This window comes from Microbacterium sp. Root1433D1, from assembly GCF_001426835.1.
Lineage (GTDB): Bacteria > Actinomycetota > Actinomycetes > Actinomycetales > Microbacteriaceae > Microbacterium > Microbacterium maritypicum.
Genome location: NZ_LMFN01000001.1, coordinates 837,289 through 858,666 on the forward strand (window position 1 = coordinate 837,289; position 21,378 = coordinate 858,666).

The 21,378-nt window shown below is 69.7% G+C and carries 23 protein-coding genes; 8 read left to right on the forward strand and 15 right to left on the reverse strand.

Features of this window, described 5'->3' with window-relative positions; all coding sequences use genetic code 11:
- Positions 1-24 precede the first annotated feature (24 nt).
- Together ASD13_RS04045 and ASD13_RS04050 are read right to left on the reverse strand one after the other, a co-directional pair.
- Positions 25-1,683, reverse strand: coding sequence for an ABC transporter substrate-binding protein (locus tag ASD13_RS04045; RefSeq protein WP_055866019.1), 1,659 nt, complete (start codon positions 1,681-1,683; stop codon positions 25-27).
- The gene (locus ASD13_RS04050; RefSeq protein WP_055866022.1) at positions 1,683-3,380 is read right to left on the reverse strand and encodes an amidohydrolase; all 1,698 of its coding nucleotides are present in this window, start codon (positions 3,378-3,380) and stop codon (positions 1,683-1,685) included. Before ASD13_RS04050 ends, ASD13_RS04045 begins: the two co-directional genes overlap by 1 nt.
- A gap of 170 nt (positions 3,381-3,550) precedes the next feature.
- Between ASD13_RS04050 and ASD13_RS04055 the strand changes: the two genes are divergently transcribed.
- The 4 genes from ASD13_RS04055 (at position 3,551) to ASD13_RS04070 (ending at position 6,544) form a co-directional block, all read left to right on the forward strand.
- On the forward strand, positions 3,551-4,225 hold the full coding sequence (locus tag ASD13_RS04055) for a TetR/AcrR family transcriptional regulator (protein ID WP_055866024.1): 675 nt from the start codon (positions 3,551-3,553) through the stop codon (positions 4,223-4,225).
- An 83-nt stretch (positions 4,226-4,308) separates the two neighbouring features.
- Positions 4,309-5,598 (forward strand): flavin-dependent oxidoreductase, encoded by a 1,290-nt coding sequence (locus ASD13_RS04060; protein ID WP_055866026.1) that lies wholly within the window; start codon positions 4,309-4,311, stop codon positions 5,596-5,598.
- Entirely contained in the window at positions 5,595-6,071 is a 477-nt protein-coding gene (locus tag ASD13_RS04065) for a MarR family winged helix-turn-helix transcriptional regulator (RefSeq protein ID WP_055866028.1), read from the forward strand. Before ASD13_RS04060 ends, ASD13_RS04065 begins: the two co-directional genes overlap by 4 nt.
- Positions 6,068-6,544, forward strand: coding sequence for a DUF3237 domain-containing protein (locus ASD13_RS04070; protein WP_235562462.1), 477 nt, complete (start codon positions 6,068-6,070; stop codon positions 6,542-6,544). The genes ASD13_RS04065 and ASD13_RS04070 overlap by 4 nt, the downstream gene beginning before the upstream one ends.
- 66 nt (positions 6,545-6,610) lie before the next feature.
- Here ASD13_RS04070 and ASD13_RS17720 read toward each other — a convergent pair whose 3' ends face one another.
- From ASD13_RS17720 to ASD13_RS04080, 3 genes are read right to left on the reverse strand one after another with little or no spacing between them, the layout of a single operon-like run.
- Positions 6,611-6,745 carry a hypothetical protein gene (locus tag ASD13_RS17720; protein ID WP_268775990.1) on the reverse strand — a complete coding sequence of 45 codons (135 nt, stop codon included), beginning with the start codon at positions 6,743-6,745 and terminating at the stop codon, positions 6,611-6,613.
- The gene (locus ASD13_RS04075) at positions 6,742-8,253 is read right to left on the reverse strand and encodes a carboxylesterase/lipase family protein (RefSeq protein WP_055866885.1); all 1,512 of its coding nucleotides are present in this window, start codon (positions 8,251-8,253) and stop codon (positions 6,742-6,744) included. The genes ASD13_RS17720 and ASD13_RS04075 overlap by 4 nt, the downstream gene beginning before the upstream one ends.
- A 29-nt stretch (positions 8,254-8,282) precedes the next feature.
- Complete coding sequence (locus tag ASD13_RS04080) at positions 8,283-9,590, reverse strand: MFS transporter (RefSeq protein ID WP_055866030.1); 1,308 nt, start codon at positions 9,588-9,590, stop codon at positions 8,283-8,285.
- Between the two features lie 148 nt (positions 9,591-9,738).
- On the opposite strand from ASD13_RS04080, the gene ASD13_RS04085 reads away from it, so the two are divergent.
- Complete coding sequence (locus ASD13_RS04085; protein ID WP_055866032.1) at positions 9,739-10,308, forward strand: TetR/AcrR family transcriptional regulator; 570 nt, start codon at positions 9,739-9,741, stop codon at positions 10,306-10,308.
- A 9-nt stretch (positions 10,309-10,317) separates the two neighbouring features.
- Here the strand turns inward: ASD13_RS04085 and ASD13_RS04090 are convergent, their stop codons facing one another.
- The 5 genes from ASD13_RS04090 to ASD13_RS04110 all read right to left on the reverse strand — a co-directional run bounded on the left by ASD13_RS04090 (position 10,318) and on the right by ASD13_RS04110 (position 15,078).
- A complete protein-coding gene (locus ASD13_RS04090; protein ID WP_442922312.1) occupies positions 10,318-11,382 on the reverse strand; it encodes a DNA-methyltransferase in 1,065 nt (354 codons plus the stop codon).
- Complete coding sequence (locus tag ASD13_RS04095) at positions 11,361-12,410, reverse strand: lipoate--protein ligase family protein (protein WP_055866034.1); 1,050 nt, start codon at positions 12,408-12,410, stop codon at positions 11,361-11,363. Before ASD13_RS04095 ends, ASD13_RS04090 begins: the two co-directional genes overlap by 22 nt.
- A gap of 38 nt (positions 12,411-12,448) precedes the next feature.
- The gene (locus ASD13_RS04100; protein WP_055866036.1) at positions 12,449-13,186 is read right to left on the reverse strand and encodes a DUF1684 domain-containing protein; all 738 of its coding nucleotides are present in this window, start codon (positions 13,184-13,186) and stop codon (positions 12,449-12,451) included.
- Positions 13,187-13,453: 267 nt separating this feature from the next.
- Positions 13,454-14,305 carry an alpha/beta fold hydrolase gene (locus tag ASD13_RS04105; RefSeq protein WP_055866038.1) on the reverse strand — a complete coding sequence of 284 codons (852 nt, stop codon included), beginning with the start codon at positions 14,303-14,305 and terminating at the stop codon, positions 13,454-13,456.
- A 35-nt stretch (positions 14,306-14,340) separates the two neighbouring features.
- Positions 14,341-15,078: a copper homeostasis protein CutC gene (locus tag ASD13_RS04110; protein ID WP_055866040.1), complete on the reverse strand. Its 738-nt coding sequence runs from the start codon at positions 15,076-15,078 to the stop codon at positions 14,341-14,343.
- Positions 15,079-15,137: 59 nt separating this feature from the next.
- Here ASD13_RS04110 and ASD13_RS04115 point away from each other — a divergent pair, with 59 nt between their 5' ends.
- The 3 genes from ASD13_RS04115 to ASD13_RS04125 all read left to right on the forward strand — a co-directional run bounded on the left by ASD13_RS04115 (position 15,138) and on the right by ASD13_RS04125 (position 17,268).
- Positions 15,138-15,578: a MarR family winged helix-turn-helix transcriptional regulator gene (locus tag ASD13_RS04115; RefSeq protein ID WP_055866042.1), complete on the forward strand. Its 441-nt coding sequence runs from the start codon at positions 15,138-15,140 to the stop codon at positions 15,576-15,578.
- A gap of 5 nt (positions 15,579-15,583) precedes the next feature.
- Positions 15,584-16,918: an MFS transporter gene (locus ASD13_RS04120; protein WP_082524278.1), complete on the forward strand. Its 1,335-nt coding sequence runs from the start codon at positions 15,584-15,586 to the stop codon at positions 16,916-16,918.
- Positions 16,919-16,980: 62 nt separating this feature from the next.
- Positions 16,981-17,268 (forward strand): hypothetical protein, encoded by a 288-nt coding sequence (locus ASD13_RS04125; protein WP_055866047.1) that lies wholly within the window; start codon positions 16,981-16,983, stop codon positions 17,266-17,268.
- Between the two features lie 108 nt (positions 17,269-17,376).
- Here ASD13_RS04125 and rocD read toward each other — a convergent pair whose 3' ends face one another.
- The 5 genes from rocD to ASD13_RS04150 all read right to left on the reverse strand — a co-directional run bounded on the left by rocD (position 17,377) and on the right by ASD13_RS04150 (position 21,313).
- Positions 17,377-18,582: an ornithine--oxo-acid transaminase gene (rocD, locus tag ASD13_RS04130; RefSeq protein ID WP_055866050.1), complete on the reverse strand. Its 1,206-nt coding sequence runs from the start codon at positions 18,580-18,582 to the stop codon at positions 17,377-17,379.
- Positions 18,579-19,457 carry a dimethylargininase gene (gene ddaH, locus ASD13_RS04135; RefSeq protein ID WP_055866053.1) on the reverse strand — a complete coding sequence of 293 codons (879 nt, stop codon included), beginning with the start codon at positions 19,455-19,457 and terminating at the stop codon, positions 18,579-18,581. The genes rocD and ddaH overlap by 4 nt, the downstream gene beginning before the upstream one ends.
- 184 nt (positions 19,458-19,641) lie before the next feature.
- Complete coding sequence (locus tag ASD13_RS04140) at positions 19,642-20,652, reverse strand: NAD(P)-dependent alcohol dehydrogenase (protein ID WP_055866055.1); 1,011 nt, start codon at positions 20,650-20,652, stop codon at positions 19,642-19,644.
- On the reverse strand, positions 20,649-20,879 hold the full coding sequence (locus tag ASD13_RS04145; RefSeq protein ID WP_055866058.1) for a helix-turn-helix transcriptional regulator: 231 nt from the start codon (positions 20,877-20,879) through the stop codon (positions 20,649-20,651). Before ASD13_RS04145 ends, ASD13_RS04140 begins: the two co-directional genes overlap by 4 nt.
- Positions 20,879-21,313: a hypothetical protein gene (locus tag ASD13_RS04150; RefSeq protein ID WP_055866060.1), complete on the reverse strand. Its 435-nt coding sequence runs from the start codon at positions 21,311-21,313 to the stop codon at positions 20,879-20,881. The genes ASD13_RS04145 and ASD13_RS04150 overlap by 1 nt, the downstream gene beginning before the upstream one ends.
- Positions 21,314-21,378: the final 65 nt, after the last annotated feature.

Here is a 21,378-nt window from a genome sequence, read left to right on the forward strand (position 1 = left end):
CTACGGGGCGGCCGCCGCAGCCGCTCAGCGGGCGCCGATCGTGGCGGCCCAGGGGTAGTACATGAAAGCGATCGATGGCTGCACGCCCGTGATGCGCTCGCCCATGAAGAGCGAGATCGGCGCCTGGTACAGCGGCAGCCACGGCAGCTCCTCGTTGGCGATCTGCTGCGCCTTCGCGGTCAGCTCGCCGCGCGCCGCCGGGTCGTCGATCGTGACGGCCTCCTGCAGGATCGCGTCGAACTCGGGGTTCGACCAGCCGCCGTAGTTGCTGAAGTCGCCGGTGCGCAGCACCGAGTACATCTCGAGCGCATCCGGGCTGGAGAGGTACCAGCTCGTGTAGAACAGGTCGACGCCTTCGCGGGCGCTCGGGTCGGAGAAGAGCGCGGTGTAGGCGTTCGGGGTGACGGTCTCGACCTTCACCTTCAGACCGATCGACTGCGCCGCGGCGACGGTCGCCTGCGAGATGACGGCGAAGTCGTTGCTGATGGGCGCGGTGACGTAGGTGAGCTCCGCGCCCTCGGCACCGGCCTCGGCGATGAGCTTCTTCGCCTCCTCCACGTTCTGGTCGTAGGAGGCGATGTCGTCGAACGCCGCCGTGCGAGCCGCATCCGAGGCGTCCTGCCAGACCGACTCGGTGGTCATCACATCGGTCGTCGCGCCCACCCCGCGATACGCGGCCTGGAGGATCCCGTCGCGGTCCATCGCGAGCAGCAGCGCCTTGCGCACGCGGACGTCGCCGAGCGGGCCCTCGAGGTTGCTCACGACGACGTTGCCGACCGCCGTGTTCATGCCGAACAGCACGTCACCCTTGCCCGAGGACTGCAGGGTGGGCACGGCCTCCATCGGCACCATCCACGACCCGTCGACGCTGCCCGACTTCAGGGCGTTGATCCGCGCGGTCGGGTCGGTCATGAAGACGAGCTTCACCTCGCCCGAGCGGGCCTTGAGATCGGCATCCCAGTAGTCGTCGTAGCGGGTCATCGTGATCGACTCCCCCGAGTCCCACGAGGTCAGCTGGAACGGGCCGGTGCAGTTCACGCCACCGGTCGAGTTGCCGTAGTCGGCGCCCTTCTCGGCGAGCGTCGCCGCCGACTCGATGACGCCGGCCGACCCGCCCATGCCGAGGTTGAACTGCGAGTCGGGCCCGGTCATCGTGACCGTCACCTGACGGTCGCCGGTCTGCTCGATGGACTTCACGTTCTGATAGACCGAGAACCAGAACGAACCCACGGCGGGATCCAGGTGTCGGCTCATCGACGCGACCACATCGGCGGCAGTGAGCGGCGTTCCGTCGTGGAAAGTGACGCCCTCGCGGATCGTGTAGACCCAGGTGTCGGGCGTCGGGTGCTCGAACGACTCGGCAAGTCCCGGGCTGAGCGAGTAGTCGGGGTTCAACCGCAGCAGCGATTCGCAGACGTTCGCGAGCACGGAGTTGTCGGCGTAATCGAAGGCGTACGCGTAGTCGAGAGAGTACGGCTCGGCGTAGCTCGCGAAGGTGAACGAGTCGATGTCGCCGCTGGGTGCGGCCGTGGTCTCGGTCAGCTTCCAGTCGATCGGTTCGTCGGACCCGGCGTCGGTCGAGCCGGCGGGGCCGCAGCCGGCGAGCGCGGTGATGGCGAGCAGGCCGGCGAGAGCTGCCGCGCTGCCACGGACGAGGGGGCGGGAGAGGAGCGTGCGGTTCATCAGGACTCCTTGCGGTGGGTGTCGGGTACAGCAGGGTCGGATGCGGAGGCGTCGTACACGAGGCGCCCTTCGATCCATGTCGACGCGACCCGTGCCGTGTGGAGCTCGGCGGACGGGATGCCGAACGGGTTCGGCTCGATCACGACGAGGTTGGCGAGGTAGCCCTCCTGGATGCTGCCGGTGTCGTCGTCGCGCCGGTTCACGTATGCGGTGCCTGAGGTGTACGCGGCGAATGCGGTTTCGAGGTCGAGTCGCTGCTGCTCACCACCGAGGGGCGGTTGCGCGGAACCCGGGTAGGTGCGGTTCACCGCGACGTGGATGGCGGCGAGGGGATCGGCCGTGGAGACCGGCCAGTCGCTGCCCGCTGCCAGGCGCACGTTCTCGCGCACGAAGTCGCCGAACGGATACTGCCGGTCGACCTGTCCATCCTGCAGGAACGGCAGCGTGAGCTCGTCGAGCTGATCCTCGTGCGTGGCCCACAGCGCCTGGATGTTGGCGACGGCGTCGAGCGGCGCGAAGCGCGCGACGTCATCCGCTGCGACGATCTGCAGGTGCGCGAGGTGGTGCCGGCCATCGGTGTCGCCGTTGGCGTCGCGAGCGATCTGCAGGGCGTCGAGCGCCTCACGCACGGCGCGGTCTCCGAGCGCATGCATGTGCACCTGCTGACCGGCTTCGTCGAGCGCCGTCACGTATTCGCGCAGCTTCTCCGGCTCGATGAAGCTGAGGCCGTGGTTGCAGGTGTCGTGCCCCGTCTCGTCACGGTACGGCGTGAGCATCGCGGCGGTCTGATTCTCGGCCACGCCGTCGACCATGATCTTGGTGGTCCCGAGATCGATTCGACGATCGGGGTACTCGGCGGCGGCGCGGGCACGGCGGTCCGCCATCCGCGCGACCTGGTCGATCCCCCCGTCGCGCGCCCACCACTGCGCACCGACGACGTGCACCAGCAGGCGCCCTTCGGCTGCGGCGCGCTCGTAGGCGGGGAGCGGGTCGGCGATGCCGCCGGAGTTCGCTGCGACCATCGCGTCCTGCCATCCCGTGACGCCGAGGGCGATGAGCTCATCCTGTGCACGCAGGAGTCCCTGATACGCGAGGTCGTCGGAGGTGGCGGGGCGCACGGTGGCGAACAGCTCGCCCGCTCCCTCGTGGAAGGTCCCTGCCGGGAAGCCGTCGGCCTCCCGCACGATCCGGCCGTCTTCCGGGTCGGGCGTCTCGGCCGTGAGCCCGGCCCGCTCGATCGCCGCGGTGCTCGCCCAGGTGCTGTGGTGGTCGCGGCTCTGCAGCAGCACAGGCCGACCGCCCGCCGCCTCGTCGAGCAGGCCGCGGGGCGGGTTGCCACCGGGGAAGTGATCCATCCCCCACCCACCGCCGAGGATCCACTCCTCGTCGGGGTTCGCCTCGGCGTAGGCGCGGATGAGGGATGCCGTCTGCTCGGCGTTCTCGGCCTCGGTGAGGTTGCACTGCAGCAGTTCGATGCCGCCGCCAACGGGGTGGATGTGCGCATCCTGGAAACCAGGGCTGAGCAGCGCGCCCGCGAGGTCGACCCAGGTCGCATCCCCCGCCGCACGCGCCGAAGCATCTGCGTCGGGGAGGACGGCGGCGATCCGCCTGCCGCGGACGATCACGGCGTGACCGGTCAGCGGGGTGCCGGTGCCGGTGAAGACCGCACCGCCATGGAAGACGAACTCGGATGACATCGTTCTGCCTCTCTGCAGCATCGAAGGGGGAACTGCGATCACGCTAGCTCCCGACAACACCGGTGTCAACAGTGTTGACCACACTCGGGACTCGACCTAGATTGAAGACGTCGCGTCACGCTCGGAATCCGATCGGACTGCGATGATGGACGAGACGGAAGGAGGCGGCGATGAGCGCGGTCACGAAGAAGGACCAGCCGCCCAAGCGCGCCCGACTGGATCGAGACCTCATCGTCGAGGCCGGCCTCGAACTCTCCGGCGCACCTGGCGTCACGACGATCTCGGTACGCGACCTCGGCTCCAGGCTCGGTGCCGACCCCACCGCGATCTACCGCCACTTCCAGAGCAAAGACGCCCTGATGGGTGCGCTCCTGGATGAGCTCAACGGCCGCGCAGCGGCATCAGTGCAGACGCCGCTGGAGCGGTGGGACGAGCGCCTGCGCGAACTGTCGCTTGCGACACTCGACCTGTTCACCCGGCACCCGGCGATCGGCGCAGAGGCGATGACGCTCACGACACACGGGCCCGGCGAACTCGCCGCCATCGAGCTGATGCTCGACGCGTTCCAGCGCTGCGGACTCGACGGCGAGGAACTGGTGCGGCACTACGCCCTGCTGGCCGCGCACGTGCTCTCGCTCGCCGCCGGCATCGCTCGGGCACGGGCCGAGAACACGAGCGATGACGATGGCGATTCCTGGCTCGACACTCCGCTGCTCGCCGACCCGCGCAGGTTCCCGCTCATCGCGCAGCACTCCCTGCTGCTCTCGGAGCTGCAGGACCGGGACCTCTTCCTGAGCGGGGTCGACCTCATCATCGACTCCGCCAGACGCACCGCCGCCGCCTGAACACGCTGACCTCTTGCGCTCCACATAGTTTTGTGACAAAACTATGTTCACCGCTCACGGCGAGCGGAGAGCAGGAGAGATCGATGAGGATCATCATCGTCGGCGCAGGCATCGGCGGACTCGCCACCGCGATCAGCCTGCACGAGGCGGGGTTGCGCGACGTGACCGTGTTCGAACGCAGCAGCACCATCCGCGGGCTCGGCGTCGGCATCAACCTCCTCCCCCACGCGATGCGCGAGCTCACCGAACTCGGTGTCGCCGACTCGATCGCCGCCGAGGGCGTCACTCCCACGACACTCAGCTACTTCACCCGCCGCGGCGAGGAGATCTGGAGCGAGCCGCGCGGACTCGCCGCCGGCTACCACTGGCCGCAGCTCTCCGTGCACCGGGGCCGTCTCCAGCTCGCCCTGCGCGACCTCGCCGAGGCCCGTCTGGCCGAGCCGATCCGCCTCGGCCACCGCCTGATCGCCGCGGCATCGAACGCCGACGGCACCGAGACCGCGCGCTTCGCGACCGACGACGGCGAGGTCGAAGAGACCGCAGACGTGATCATCGGCGCCGATGGCATCCACTCCGCACTGCGAGCCCTGAGCTACCCCGACGAGGGCGCACCGCCCTGGAGCGGTCTCACGCTGTGGCGCGGCATCACCCGCATTCCCGCGTTCCTCGACGGCCGCACCATGATCATGGCCGGCGACGGCGAGCAGAAGTTCGTCGCCTACCCCCTGAGCGAGAAGGATGCCGCGGGCGACATGCTCGTGAACTTCATCGCCGAGCGCCGCGTCGGCGGCACCGGCGATGCGGACTGGAACCGCGCCGTCGACCCGGCGCCGATCGCCGAGCTGTTCCGCGAGTGGAGCTTCGACTGGCTCGACATCCCCGCTGCGATCGCGCGTGCCGAAGAGATCCTCGAGTATCCGATGGTCGACCGCGATCCCCTCCCGCAGTGGACCCACGGGCGCACCACCCTGCTCGGCGACGCCGCGCACGCGATGTACCCGAACGGGTCGAACGGCGGCTCACAGGCGATCCTCGACGCTCGCACGCTGGCGTTCCACCTTGCCGCCTCCGACGACTCCGCCGCCGGCATCGAGGAGGCGCTCGCCCGCTATGAAGACGCTCGTCGCCCCGCGATGACCGCGCTGCTAGCCGGCACCAGGGCCACCGGGCCCGAGCGGGTGATGCAGCTCGCCCGCGAGCGCGCACCCCAGGGCTTCGACGACATCGAGCAGGTGATCTCCCTCGCCGAGCGTCGACAGATCGCGACCGACTACAAGGTCGCGGCCGGATTCCTGCCCGAGCTGCTCAACGACCGGCCGTCGCTCACCCCGCCCTCTGCTGGCTCGTCGACTCCGACGCAGGCGCGCCGATGACCGGGCTGGACGCCGCCAGACTCGCCGCCGTCATCTCTCCGCTGCGTCGCGCACTGCTGGCCGCGACGCGCGCGGAAGCCGGTCTCCCCGAGCTCTCGGAAGCGCAGATCGATGTCCTCCGCACCCTTCCGACGGGTGCGAGCCGAGGTCCGGCGGAGATCGCCGCGCAGCTGCGCCTGAGCCGACCGACGGTGAGCAACCTGCTCAGCTCGATGGAAGCGGATGGTCTGATCGAGCGTGGCCCCGATCCTTCCGACGGACGTCGAGTCGTGGTGCGCGCCTCCGACCGGGCGCTGGACCTGTTCGACCGCTTCGATGCCGTGAACTCCGCCCTCGTCGCACGGGTGGGCCGCGAACTCGACGACGCGGATCGCGCTGCGCTCGACGCCGCACTCCCCGCACTCGAACGCCTCTGCGCCGCGCTCACCGGGCCGGATGCCACCACTTCGTCGAACCGTCAGGACACCCCGTGAACACCCTGCATGACCTGCTGCCCGCCCCGACGCTCGAGGCCGCCTTCGACGTCTCCGTCGACCTCGGGGTGCTGGAGGACCACGGCGCCACCAGTGCCGGGCACCGCCGCGTGGTCCCGATCCTCGGCGGCCGCATCACCGGCACCGTCGAGGCCGAGATCCTTCCCGGCGGCGCCGACTGGCAGCTCGTCCGCCCCGACGGCACGATCGAGATCGACGGCCGCTACTCGGCGCGCACCGCATCGGGCGCGCTCCTGCTGCTGCATGCGAAAGGCCTGCGCACGGGATCGCCCGAGGTGCTCGAAAGGCTGGGCCGTGGCGAGGACGTCGATCCCCGCTCCTACTGCTTCCGCACGACAGTGCAGGTGGAGACCGCTGCACCTGCACTCGCGGATCTCCAGCGCAGCCTCTTCATCGCGGTCGCGCAGCGCCAGGCCCACGCGGTGCACTACCGCGCCCATCGCGTGGGCTGACGCCGGATGCGAAGAACGCCGGGAGCCCCTGAGAGCTCCCGGCGTTCTCGATATCGTGCCGGGACCTCAGCCCGCGGCATCCACCTTCCGCAGGAACCGGATCCGACGCTCCTGATCGCGCCGCAGCCACGGCAGGAACGCCCACCACAGCAGTACCGCCACCGGCCGGGTGGTGTCCCCGACCGCCACGGCCGTGGTCACGGCGACGTTCTCAGCAGCGGCCGCACCGAGGCGTAAGCGTCGGCGACGTCGCGCGTCGGCACGTCGTAGACCCGGGCGACGCCCTTCGCCCCCTGATGGCGCGGCCACCCGGGATCGCCTCCGGTGATGAAGGCGACAGCGGCGCCGTGCACCTCGTCGGCCAGCTCCTGGGGCGGATGCGGTCCGGCGAGCGGCTCCATGGCCGGACCGTCGAGGCAGTCGAAGAAGAACGGCACATCGAGGCAGTGCTCGGCGAAGCCGAAGTGGCCCGACGGCCAGGAGAACCGGTACAGCCAGGTGGGGGCATCGCCACGGTCGGCGACGATCTTCAGCAGCGCCGAGCGGAACATCCGGTCCGTCAACAGCCGACCGGCCACCCTGGCGTTGCCGAGCCCGGTGATGTCGGAGTTGGCGGCGAGGTACTCCCGTCGCACGCTCTTCGGCAGCCCGAGCCTGTTCAGCAGGAGCGACCTCGGCACCCAGCGCAGCTTCTTCTCGGAACCTGCGAACACCATCGTGAACTCGTCGTCGGTCGCACCGAGCACGAGCGGCTTGTCGGCCCCGACCCCCGCGGCGAGGGACTCCCGTGTGGGTCGTGCCAGCAGGTCGCCGTCGACGGCGGGCCCGAGCGGCAGGCCGTCTTCAACGACGCTGCCGAGCGAAGCCGGTCCGAGCGCGGTCGCCTTCTTCTGCAGCTCGAGGATGCGCTCCTCGCTCAGGGACGAGAAGCCCGCGACGGTCGGCTCGACGCCCGCCGCTGCGGCGAGTCCACGCCCGAATGCCTCGGCGCGGGCGGGGGCCACGTCGGCGAGCGCACCGGAGATCGCGTACACGCCCTGGAACAGGTGCTGCGCCTTCTCCATCCCGAGCAGGGTCAGCACAGCGCCTCCGCCGGCGGACTGTCCGGCGATCGTCACCCGCGACGGATCCCCGCCGAAGTCCGCGATGTTCTGCTGCACCCATTCGAGGGCGAGCAGCCAGTCGCGCACGCCGCGATTGGACGGTGCGTCTTCGATCCAGCCGAAGCCGTCGAAGCCCAGGCGGTACGACAGCGACACCGTCACGACACCGTCGCGGTTGAAGTTGCGTCCGTCGTACCAGGAACTCGCCGGTGAGCCCGCGAAGTACCCGCCGCCGTGGATCCACACCAGCACCGGGAGACCGGTCCCCTGCTCGGCATGGGTCGGGTCCGGGGTGAAGACGTTCACGTTGAGCGTGGAGTCGCCCTCGATGCTCGGCTCGGGGATGAGCGTCACACCGGGGTCCCCGCGCTGCGCGGTGGCGGCGAACTCGAGCGCGTCGCGCACCCCCTGCCACGGCGCCTTGGGCACAGGCGCCTGGAAGCGCAGCTCTCCGATCGGCGCCTCGGCGAACGGGATGCCGAGGAAGCCGGCCGAGCGCGGATTGCCGCGCCCTCCCGTGGTCGCACGCCAGCGACCGCGCACCCGTCCTGCGCTCGTGCTCACCTCGACATAGTCGGCGGTCGTCTCGAAGTCGGTATTGGTCATGACAGCATTCTCCCGGTCGTTCCTGGTCATCAGCGCACTCCCCTGATCGGCGCGGTCGCGACCGCGGCGAGGATCACGAACACGATCGCGAAGACGAAGAGCATCGCGTAGCCGCCGAGGGACGTGATGATGACACCACCGATCGCGGGGCTCAGCGCCTGCGGCACGTTGGTCGCGACGTTGAGGATCCCGAGGTCCTTGCCCGCCGAGGCGCCTTCGTCCGGCAGCACCTCGGTCATGAGCGCGGCATCCACCGACATGTACAGGCCGAAACCGATGCCGTTGATGACGCTCATCAGGATCATGCCGGTCATGTTCGGCTGCAGCAGCGGCATGGCGAATCCCGCGACCATGACGACGGATGCGGCGTAGATGAACACCTTGCGACGACCGACCCTGTCGCTCCACCAGCCGGAGAGGGCGATCGCGATCAGGGTCGGGACGAAGGCGACGAGGGTGAGGGTGACGACCGCGCCCTGGGCGTCCGCGAGCGGGAGGCCGATGTAGTCCGTGAGCATGTACAGCTGGTAGGCGCTGACGACGAAGTAGCCGAGGATGAGCAGGAACCGCGCGGCGAACGCCCAGGCGAAGTCGGGGTGACGGCGCGGATCGATCCAGAAGCCGGCGAAGAACGCACGCCAGCGGAACGCGTCGACCGCGGCCTGCTTCGACGACCAGTCGCGGTTCACGAGCGCGAACAGCAGCGCCGCCACGATCACGGCGCCGCCGAACACCGCATAGCCGATGCCGATCTGCGCGGCGAACGCGCCGGCGAGCATGATGCCGACCGTCATGCCGACCTGTGTGCCGAGTCCGATCATCGCGCTCGCCCCACCGCGTTTCGCGCGGGGGAACCTATCGGCGGTGATGGCGGTGAGAGGTGCCTGGAAGAAGTTCAGCGCGACCTGGATGATCACCCAGAACACCGTGATCCAGAGGATGTCGGTGAGCGACCCCATGCCGAACAGGAAGATGCCGCCGATGATCGCACCGAGCACCATCCACGGCACGCGGCGGCCGAAACGCGAGCGTGTACGGTCGCTCAGCGCCCCGACGATCGGCTGGGCGAACAGCGTGAACACGAAGGAGATCGTGGTGACGACGGCGAGGTTCGCGACCTTGTTCGCCTCGTCGATCATCAGCACCTGGCTCGGCAGGAGGATCGCGATGAGCCCGCCGTACGTGGCGAAAAGGGTGAGCGAGGCGATCAACAGGCTGGGCAGCAGGCGCCGATTCGCGGGCGGACTCGCCGCCGGTTCCCCCGCTTGAGGCGGAGCCGAGCGGATCGTGCCGGTGGGGGCGAGTTCGGCGGCGGGGTCGAGCGGGGACACGGACATGTCGGCTCCTCATCGAGCGGAATCAGGTTAATACCAAACGTCGTTCGGTATTAATCCGACATGCTGGCAGATCGCAGGTCATCCTCGCAAGCCATTCACGAACGTTGTTTGGTTTTTGTGATCTCGTCGCGCCGGTTACCCTGGAGCCATGGCGACACGAGGGGCGTATGCGAAGGGCGTCGCCAAGCGCGAGGAGATCCTCGAAGCCGCTCTCGCCGTCGTCGCCGAGCACGGATACCGCAAGGCCTCTGTGCGGGAGATCGCGGATGCCGCCGGCCTCAGCCCCGCGGGGCTGTTGCACTACTTCGGCAGCAAGGAAGAGCTCTTCGTCGCGATTCTCCGCGCCAGAGACGACCGCGACGAGCAGGAGTACGCGGGCGAAGACGCCTCCAGCGCCTTCCTCGCGGTCATGCGCCACAACACCTCCGTCCCCGGACTCGTGCAGCTCTACGCGCAGCTGGCCGCCGAGGCGGGAGACCCCTCGCACCCCGCTCACGCCTACTTCCGCGAGCGCACCGAGCGGGTCGAGGCCCTCACCCGCGCCCAGGTCGCCGAGGATCAGAAGGCCGGCCGGATGCGCGACGACCTCGACCCCGCCTGGGTGGTGCGCACTCTGCACGCCCTGGCCGATGGGCTCCAGGCCGCGTGGATGCTCGATCCGTCCCTCGACATGGCCGCCGAGATCGAGCAGTTCCTCGTGCTGCTGCGTCCGTCCTGACGACCCGCGTCAGTCGAGCGTCGTCGCCTCGGCGTGCGGCATCCGCGCCCTCATGATCCGCACCGCCTCGGGGTTGTCGTCCACGAGCACGGCGTCCCGGCCCAGCGCCGAGGCCACCGCTCCCGTCGTGCCGCTCCCGGCGAACAGGTCGAGCACACGGTCTCCGGGACGACTCGATGCCGTCACGATGCGGCGGAGGATCCCCTCCGGCTTCTGCGTGGGATAGCCGGTCTTCTCCCGCCCCGTCGTCGGCACGATCGTGTGCCACCAGACGTCAGTGGGCAGCTTGCCGCGCGCGGCCTTCTCAGGGGTGACCAGTCCCGGCGCCATGTAGGGCTCGCGGTCGACCTCGTCGGAGTTGAAGACGTACTCGCGCGGATTCTTGACGTAGACCAGGATCGTGTCGTGCTTGGTGGGCCAGCGACTGCGCGACTTGGCGCCATAGTCGTATGCCCAGATCAGCTCGTTGAGGAAGCAGTCCCGCCCGAACACCGCGTCGAGCATGACCTTCGCGTAGTGCGCCTCCCGATAGTCGAGGTGCAGATAGAGGGTGCCGTCGTCGGCGAGCAGCCGCCACGCCTCCTCGAGCCGAGGCATGAGGAAGGCGCCGTAGTCGTCGAAGCGGTCGTCATAGGCGCGCAGCATCCCGCGCACCCGCTCGTACGCGTGGCCGTGGAATCCGTGCCGCACCTCGGTCTCGGGCGTCCCCTCTGCAGAACTCCTCGGATCCGAGCCGGCCGCCCCCGCGCGGTCGCCGGATTCCGGGGCCGGGTCGACGTCCGGTACGGACTCTCGAGGAGCTGTGGACGTCCGCCGCGCGGTGACCACCTGCCGCTCCTGCGTGCGACCGGTGTTGAAGGGCGGGTCGAGGTACACGAGGGTGAACGATCCGGAGGGCAGGGTCGCGGCCACGGCGAGGTTGTCGCCCTCGACGATCGTGACCGCACCGCGCACGACGGGATCGGGCACGACGGGATCAGGCACGACCGGCTCGATCGCCGGCGCGGCGTCCGGCGGGTCCGCTGCGGCGGAGAGGTCGGGATCCGGCGCCGTCACGGCACCCGATGCAGCCACGCCTCGGTGGCGAACTTCGACTCGACGAGGGCTTCGGCATCGGCGTACTCGTCGGCCGAGATCGATCCGGTCTCGGCGTCGGTCAGCGAGCGGAACGTGTCCTTGAAACGCTCGATGATCTCGGCGCGCTCGAGCCCGGTCTGACTGCGCAGCGGATCGACGCGCTTCGCGGCGGAGGTCGTGCCCTTGTCGCTGAGCTTCTCGCGACCGATGCGGAGGACCTCGGTCATCACCTGTCCGTCGATGTCGTACGACAGGGTCGCGTGGTGCAGCACTCCCCCGTTGGCGAGGCGCTTCTGGGCAGCACCGCCGATCTTGCCGGTCGGACTCGCGATGTCGTTGAGCGGCTGGTACACCGCGTCGATACCGAGCGAGCGCAGCGCCTGCAGCACCCAGTCGTCGAGGAACGCGTAGGAGTCGGCGAAGGTCATGCCGGCGACGAGCGATGCGGGCACGTACAGCGAGTACGTGATGATCTGTCCGGCCGCCATCAGCATCGCCCCTCCGCCGGAGATGCGGCGGACGACGTCGAACCCGTGGGTCGCCGCGCCCTCCGGGTCGACCTCGTTGCGGTACGACTGGAAGGACCCGATCACGACGGCCGACTCGTTCCACTCCCAGATGCGCAGGGTGGGTCGACGGCGGCCCTCGCCCACCCGCGAGGTGAGAACCTCGTCGAGGGCGAGGTTCATGCGCGGCGAGACGGCCTCATCGTGCACGATCTCCCAGTCGAAGTCACGCCAGCCCGGAGCGGTCACGAGCGCACGGCGTACCGCGGTGCCCACGGCCTCCGGGCTGAAGCCGAGCAGCTGGGCGCCGTCGGGAAGAGCGCCGCGGACGGCGTTCGCGATCACCGTCGCGTCCGACTCGACCGGCAGTCCGTTCACGGCGGCGTTGATGTCGTCCAGCGCCGAGTCGGGCTCGAGGAAGAAGTCGCCGGCGAGGCGGAAGCGGGCGATCCGATCGTCCTCGATCTCGAGGTCGACGACGACGAGCTTTCCACCTGGGACCTTGTATTCACCGTGCACGGTTCCAGCTTAAGGCGCGCAGCCCCGGTTCCGGCGGGTCAGCCTCCGAGCACCACCACGCGCTCCCCGGCGCGGATGGGCGTCGAGTACCGGTTGCCGACGGGCGGGAGCGGGCACACGAACTGGTCCGAGAACGCGCACGGGGGCAGGTAGGCGCGGTTGAAGTCGATCACGGCCGTGCCGTCGGCGGCGGGTTCGTCGACCGGGAGGAACCGGAAGCGGTACGTCTCGAGCCCGTTCGTGCCGTCGGCGAAGACCGCGCCCAGCGCTCCATGCGCGCTCCGGGTCACGGTCAGCGTCTGCGGGGCCCCTGCCAGCTCGAACCGCAGTCGACCGGCGACGGGCGTCTCCCGCGCATCCCCGTCGACCGACGTGATCACGATCTGCTCGCCGGGCGTCTCCTCGAACACGGCCGGCAGCCGCCAGCGCTCGTCGGGGGCGTAGGCGTCGATCGCCGTGAACCACTCGCGCTGCGGACGGGCCGGATTCAGCACCCGCAGGGCGAGCGTGCCGTGGCGCTCGAACACGCGCAGCTCGCGGCGTCCGAGGCGGATGCTCTCGCCTCCGCGCAGCACGACGGTGGATCCCACCCGACCGAGCTCGCTGCCGCGGATGCCCCCGTCACCGGTGAGCGCCCAGAGACCGGGGATGCCGTCGACGGCCGCCGCCTCGGTGATGAGCCAGTTCGTCGACTCCAATGCCGACGGACCGTACTCCGAGCCCGCGTAGCGCTCGCGTGACGCGTGCCAGTCCTGCCAGTCCTTCACGAAGCTCATCGGAGCGGTCCCTCCCGTGCGAGGGCACCGCAGAACGGGGCACTCCTCGCTCATGCGCGGAATATTGCCCCGAATCTACGGGGGCTCCGCGCCGGTCGAGGCAGCAGCGTCACACGTCTTCACCGCGCGTAACGCCGCGTCACACCGGCCTCATCCGGGAACGCCTCACGCCCGCACCCACGGTCCTCGCCGAGACCCACCGTCACAAGCGGTCGCCACCGTGGGTATGGGCGAGGAGCATGGGTCTCGGCGAGGAAGCCGCGAATCTCAGCGCGCGGGGATGTGCGTGTCGAGCCAGGCGAGCACGTCGGCACGCACCTCTTCCTGCTGCAGCTCCGCGAAGATCTCGTGACGCGCATCCGGGTACACGAGCGTCGTGACGTCGGTGAGGCCGGAACGGTTGCGGTACTCGTCGGCGAGCTTGTGCACGCTGCGGGGTCCGCCCACCGGGTCGTCCCGACCCACGAGCAGCAGCATCGGGATGTCGTATCCGAGGTCCTTGGCCGGGCGGCCGTAGAGCTTCGCGGCCTCGATCGGGCCGAAGAGCTTGAGCAGCGGCACGTCGGTGGTCAGCGGATCCTCGTCGAACGCGGCCCACACGGCAGGATCGCGGCTGAGCCACTCGAGACCCGTGGCCCCCTCGCCTGCCCAGCGCGCGTTGAGCGGCGCGGCGTTCAGCGAACCGGGCATCCGCAGTGCAGATCCGGAGAGGATCACGGCGTCCCAGGCTTCCGGGTGATCGTTGACGAGCATCTGCGCGAGGAACGAGCCCCAGGAATGCCCGAGCAGCACGAGCGGGAGATCGGGGTTCTCCTCGCGGATGATGCCGGTCAGCTGCCAGACCGCCTCTTCGGCCGCGCGCAGTCCGCCCTTGCCCAGGCGTCCGAGCTTCTCGGGTCCGCCGTGCTGACGGATGCCGGTGCGTCCGTGCCCGCGGTGGTCGTCGGCGTAGACGTGGAACCCGGCGCCGGTGAGCGCGGCGATCAGCGCTCCGTACCTCCCGGCATGCTCGCCGACGCCGTGCAACAGCTGCATCACGCCCCGAGGCGTCCCGTGCGCAGGATGGACGTCATAGACGATGTCGACGCCATAGGCGTCGGTGAACTCGCGGGTATCCATCACGGTGCGAGCCTACTCACCCTCCGAGAGGGCGGCTACCGCGCGAGGGCGTCCCGGATCGCGAAGGCGATGTCGCGGTCGGTGACCTCGTAGCCGCCGACCCCGTCGGAGGCGGACCCCATGCGCACGCCCCCGTCCTCGGTCACAGCGCGCTTCGCGGAGAAGTGGATGGCGTCGACGCCCGCCGCCGCCAGCACCGGAGCACTGGTCACGTCGACGCCGCTGCCGGCCATGATCTCGATCTCGCCCTCGGCGGCGGCGACCAGAGCGCGCAGCGTCTCGATGCCGTCGATCGCGGCGGATGCCCCGCCCGAGGTGAGCACGCGGCGAAGGCCGAGCTCGCGGGCGCTCTGCAGCGTCGCGACAGGATCGGCTGTCACGTCGATGGCGCGGTGCAGGGTGACAGGCGCGCCCCCGGCGGCGTCGCGCAGACGGGCCATCGCGAAGAGGTCGAGGCGCCCTTCGGCGTCGAGGGCTCCGATGACGACGCCTGCGGCACCGGCGGCGACCGCGCGGCGGACGTCGCGTTCGGAGACGACGAGCTCGTCCTCGGTGTAGTGGAAACCGCCCGCGCGGGGCCGGATCAGCACGTGCACCTCGGGGCCGTCGGCACCTGCCGCCTCGACGGCGAGCTCGAGGGTCGCGGGAGACGGGGTCAGCCCGCCGAGGGCGAGGGCCGTGGCGAGCTCGACGCGGTCGGCGCCGACTTCTGCGGCGATCCGCACTCCAGCGGGGTCCTGCACGGCGATTTCGAGAGCGAGCGTTCGGGTCACCCTTCCATTGTGCCCGCTGCCGAGACGGCATCCGAAAAATTAGATAGGCTATCTAAGTAATGTCTGCGTCTGATGAATCACTCCACCTCACCGCCACAGACCTTCGCATGGCCACGTTCCGGCTGGCCCGCCGCCTCCGCTGCGCCCGCGCCGCCGACTCGATGAGCGACGCGCAGCTGGCGGTGCTCGCCGACCTGCGCATGAACGGCCGCCGCACGGTCTCCACCCTCGCCGAGCGCGAGCGCGTCACGGCCCCCTCGATGACCAGCACGATCAACGGCCTCGAGGAGCAGGGCTACGTGGTGCGCACGCCCGATGAAGACGACCGCCGCCGTGTGCAGGTCGCCATCACCGCGGCAGGCACCGAGATCGTCGCCGAGACCATCCGTCGACGCGACGAGCTGCTCGCCGACATGCTGCGCGAGGTCGAATACACCGAGGCCGAGCTCACCACGCTGCGCGAAGCCAGCGCGCTGATGAGGCGGGTGGTCGAACGATGAGCGCCATGTTCCGCTCCTTCGCGAACATCAACTACCGGATCTGGTTCGCGGGCGCCCTGATCTCCAACGTCGGGGGATGGATGCAGGCCACCGCTCAGGATTGGGTGGTGCTCACCGAGCTGACCGACAACGACGCCACCGCGATGGGCGTGACGATGGCCCTGCAGTTCGGGCCTCCGCTCGTGCTCGTGAGTCTGACCGGGTGGGTGGCCGACCGCTTCGACCGACGGCACATCCTGTTCGCCACGCAGTCGGCACTGCTCGCCTTGGCCATCGCCGTCGGCGTACTGCTGCTGAACGACCTCATGACGCTGCCGATGATGTTCGGCTTCGCCCTCGGGTTCGGCATCGTGAACGCGTTCGACGCCCCGGCCCGGCAGGCGTTCGTCTCCGACATGGTCTCCACCGGCGACACCTCCAACGCGGTGGCCCTCAACTCGGCATCGTTCAACCTCGCCCGCATGGTGGGGCCTGCCGTCGGCGGCCTGCTGATCGTGGCGATCGGCTCGGGCTGGGTCTTCATCGTGAACGCGGCGACCTTCCTGGCGATGCTGCTCGCACTGATGCTGATGCGCCGGAGCCTGCTCGCTCCGCGTCTGAAGAACCGCAACCGCGGCGGACTCGCGGCCGGATTCCGCTACGTGTGGGGGCGCAGCGACCTGCGCGTGGTGTTCGTCACGGTGTTCCTGATCGGCGCGTTCGGCATGAACTTCCCGATCTTCGCCTCCACCATGGCTCTCGAGTTCGGCGCCGGGGCCGACGGGTACGGCGTGCTCAGCTCGGTCCTCGCGATCGGCTCGCTGATCGGAGCCCTGCTCGCCGCCCGACGCGATCGAGCCCGCGTGCGCGTGGTGATCCTCGCCGCCGGCGGGTTCGGCATCGCCGCTTTCGTCTCGTCGGCCATGCCCACATACGCGTCCTACGCCGTCACCCTGACCTTCACCGGGTTCATGATCGTGACCCTCCTCACCACCGCCAACGGCTACGTGCAGATCACCACCGATCCCGCTCTGCGCGGACGTGTGCTCGCCCTGTACATGGCGGTCATCATGGGTTCGACACCCGTCGGGGCGCCGATCGCCGGATGGGTCGCCGACACCTTCGGACCGCGCGCCGCGATCATGCTCGGCGGCACCGCGGGATTCGTCGCGTGTGCGATCGGCGTGATCTGGGTGGCGACCTCTGGCCGCCTCCGGCGCGATGAGAATCGGCGCTTCCTGCTCACGCTCGACGAGACCCGCCCCCTCCGTGTGATCGAGGTCGACCCGATCGAGTTCAGCGACGAGGCGGCTGTGACCACACCGATCCGCAGCGCCAAGAAGAGCGAGCGCGAGAACTGACCCGCGTCAGGGCGTTTGTCAACGCCCTCTCCGAGACGAACGCCTCGACGTACCGTCGATGCATGGACGAGAACACGGAACGCACCCCCCACCCGCAGGATCCGGCCGAGGGCGCGCGCCGCGTCGGAGGAGCCGACGAGGACTCCGGTCAGGGCGACGGCACCGGCGGCGCGATCCAGGGAGACAGCTCGCGCGGAGAGTCGACCGGCGGCGCCATCCAGGGCGACGCAGGCCAGGGACACCGCGCGGCGCTCGGCGGCGACGAGACCACCGAGGATCAGCTCGACGCCGACAACGAAGCAGAAGAAGACACCCTCAAGACGCTCGACCCGGACTCGCCGCCGGCCTGAGCACGCACGAGGGCAGCGCCACCGCCAGCCGTCGCCATCCCCAGGCCACGGCCCTCCCCTGCGGTGGCGTTGCCCGTGCCCGCGTACGCGGAGGCGGGATGCGCCTGATCAGGCGCCCAGCACGAGCTTGAGCTGCTCCACCGCCCAGTCGAGTTCGGTCGCGCGGATCACGAGCGGCGGTGCGATGCGGATGGTCTGTCCGTGCGTGTCCTTCACGAGCACACCGCGTTCGAGGAGCTTCTCGGCGATCTCGCGCCCCGTGCCCTTGGCGGGATCGATGTCGACGCCGGCCCAGAGCCCGGCGATGCGCACGGCGGTGACGCCGTGGCCGATCAGCGGCTGCAGCGCCTGCTCGAGATGGGCGCCGAGTGCACGCGCCCGCTCCTGGAACTCGCCCGTCTGCAGCATCTCGACCACGCGCAGGCCCACGGCCGCAGCCAGCGGGTTGCCGCCGAAGGTAGAGCCGTGCTCGCCCGGACGGATGACGCCGAGCACATCGGCGTCGCCGACCACGGCCGAGACCGGGAGGATGCCGCCGCCGAGCGCCTTGCCGAGCAGGTAGAGATCGGGCACGACGCCCTCGCGGTCACAGGCGAACGTCTCGCCCACGCGCCCGAGTCCGGCCTGGATCTCGTCGGCGATGAACAGCACGTTCTTCTCGTCGCAGATCTCGCGGATGCGGCGCAGGTACCCCTCCGGCGGGATCACGACGCCGGCTTCGCCCTGGATCGGCTCGACCAGCACGGCCGCCGTCTCGTCGGTGATGGCCGCAGCGATGGCCTCCGCGTCTGCGTACGGCACGACGTCGAAGCCCGGCGTGTAGGGGCCGAAGTCGTCGCGGGCCGTCTCGTCGTCGCTGAAGCTGACGATCGTGGTCGTGCGGCCGTGGAAGTTACCGGCAGCCACGATGATGCGCGCCTTGCCCTCGGGGATGCCCTTGACCCGGTAGCCCCATGCACGGGCGACCTTGATGCCGGTCTCGACGGCCTCGGCCCCCGTGTTCATCGGCAGCACGAGGTCTTTGCCGGCAAGCTCGGCGAGCGCCGCGGCGAACGGTTCGAGCCGGTCGCTCTGGAACGCACGGCTGACGAGCGTCACCCGACCGAGCTGCTCGGTGAGCGCCGCGACGAGGGCCGGGTGCCGGTGGCCGAAGTTCACGGCCGAATACGCCGCGAGCAGGTCGAGGTAGCGCTTGCCCTCGACGTCGGTCACCCATGCCCCCTCCGCGCGGGCGATGTTCACCGGCAGCGGGTGGTAGTTGTGTGCGACGTGCGGCTCGGCGCCTGCCGCGGTGGTCTCGTCGAGCGCGGTCACTTCGCACCCCGCAGTTCGAGCGTGCAGCACTTGATGCCGCCGCCGCCGAGCAGCAGCTCGGACAGGTCGACCGTGATGGGGTTGTATCCGCGCTCGCGCAGCTGCTTCTCGAAGCCCTTCGCACGCGGCGAGATGACCACGTTGTAGCCATCGCTCGCCGAGTTCAGGCCGAACACCGAACCGTCTTCGTCCGACACCAGGATCGCGTCGGGGAAGCGCTCCTCGAGGATGGCGCGGCTCGCGTCGTCGAAGGCACCGGGAAGGTAGGCGATGTTCGCGCGCTCCGGGCCGCCGTTTTCCGTGCCCTGCACCGGGTCGAGCACGGCGATCGCGGTGTCGAGGTGGTAGAAGCGCGGGTCGACCAGGTTGAGCGAGACGACCTCGCGACCGAAGACCTCGCCGACCTCGCGGTGGCTGTCGCCCGTGGAGCGGAAACCGGTGCCGGCCAGGATCACGTCGCCGACGAGCAGGAAGTCTCCCTCGCCCTCGTTGACCTCCTTCGGCATCACGGTGTCGTACCCCGCGGCGCGGAACCACTCGGCGAAGGCCGGCGACTCGCCCTGGCGCTCGACGAAGCGGAACTCGGGCACGTAGGCGCGGCCGTCGATGAGGAAACCGCCGTTGGCCGTGTAGACCATGTCGGGGTACCCGGCGAGCGGCTCGATGAGCTCGACCTCGTGGCCCAGCTCGATGTAGAGGTCGTAGAGCTTCTGCCACTGGGCCACCGCGTTGGCGGTGTCGGTGGGCTTCGTCGGCTCCATCCACGGGTTGATGGAGTAGTTGACGGTGAAGTGATCCGGCTTGCACATGAGATAGCGGCGGTGGTGCGCGGTGCGGGCGGGGGCGGTGGAGACGGCGGCTTCAGGCGTCGACATGGGTGCTCTCCTCGGAGGACGGGCGCGGCGGACGCTGTCCAGGGGCCCGGCGGTCCTTCGACCCTTCACTCGTTCAGAGCGGGCTTCGGGGAAGATGCGACTCGGGCACGCCGAGGTCCATTGTGTCACCCGCCCCCTGTGCGCCGCCAGAGCGCCGTGCGGTGCCACCCCCATCCGGGCGGGATCAGGAGCCGGTGACCACGACCTTGCCGACGGTGTGACCGGCCTCCTGCCGCGCGAGGGCGGTGGATGCTTCGCCGAAGGGGTACTCGCGCTCGATCACCGGCACCACGCGACCTTCGGCGACGAGCTCGAGGAGCTTCGCCAGCACCTCGGCGCGGGGCGACGCGGCGAGCGGTCGGATGCTCCGCGAGCCGATCGACAGGAACACGGCGCGCAGCATCCGCGGCAGAGGACCGAGCACGTGTCCGCCGTCGCCCGTGACCAGCACGACGTTGCCGCCGGGAACCACCAGGCGCTTCAGCTCTCGAAGCGGGATGCCTCCGGCGATGTCGATGATCACGTCGAATCGCCCGTCCAGTAGCGCGCTCAGCGGCGACACCCGGTGATCGAACGTGCGCACGGCGCCCAGCTGCTCGACCAGGGGGGCGTTTCGGTCACGGCAGCTCGCCCAGACCTCGGCGCCACGAAGGGCCGCGAGCTGCACCGCGAACGTGCCGACGCCTCCGGAGGCGCCGATGATCAGGACCCGCGGCGTCGCACCGCCGGAACGACCGCCCTCCGAGATGCCCAACCCGGCGAGATCCAGCGCCTGCCACGCGGTTCCTCCCGCGACGGGGAGGCATGCGGCGGCCTCCGGCTCGACGCCGGTGGGGATCGGCACGAGTCGCGACGCGGGTACGGTCACGTACTCTCCGAGCCCGCCACCGCCGACCAGCTCGCCGACGACCTCCTCGCCGATCTCGGCGCCGACGACGTCGGGACCGACGGCGACCACGGTGCCGGCGACCTCGATACCGCGCACGGGGTACTTGGGACGGGTCATGCCGAACACCGGCCGCACCAGCAGAGGATCCCCGAGCAGGAGGCGCACATCGCCCGCGTTCAGGGCCGTGGCGCGCACCCGCAGCAGCACCTCCCCACGGCCGGGCACGGGCACCGGGATGCGCTCGAGTGCGACGCCGTCGGCCGAACCGTAGGTCTCTCGGCTCCACGCCTTCATCGATCGGTTCATGATGCTGCTCCTGAGGTGTCGGGGTATTCGAAGATGTCGTCGAGGCCGACGCCGAAGGCGCGGGCGATCTGGAATGCGAGTTCGAGCGTCGGCGAGTACTTCTGCTGTTCGATCGCGATGAGCGTCTGGCGCGTCACGCCGACCGTGCGCGCGAGCTCGGCCTGGGTGAGTCCGGCCTGTTCGCGATGCATGCGGATGGTGTTCGAGACGCGGGTGGGCTTGACCATCAGACGAGGCCCCGCCGGTAGGCGATCACCCGGGCGATGCAGCCGATGAAGGCCGACACCGCGAAGCCCGCGAACATCGTGTTCGCGATCCAGAAGACATCGGCGCCGACCGCGCACAGCGCGATGACGCCGAGTCCGGCGATCACCACGAAGCCCTGTTCCACACGGCCGCCCATCCGACTGATGTCGCGGTCGCGGATGTCGGAGCGACCGACGCCGTCGGGGTCTTTGATCCCGGCGATGAGCCCCCAGCCGATGGTGACCGCGATGGTGACGACGATGCCCCCACCGATCACCCACAGCATGAGCGGGAACCAATCGACGTCCGTGAGCGGACCTCCCCCGGCGTCCTGGAGCACCAGCACGACGTACACGATCATCACGAGGGGGGTGAGGATCAGCCCGGCCCAGGCGTTGCGTTCTTCAAAGACCATGACGACTCCGATGTAAAAGATTGTTGACACGCTCAGCGTACGTCGATGCCGGAGGTGTGTCAAGA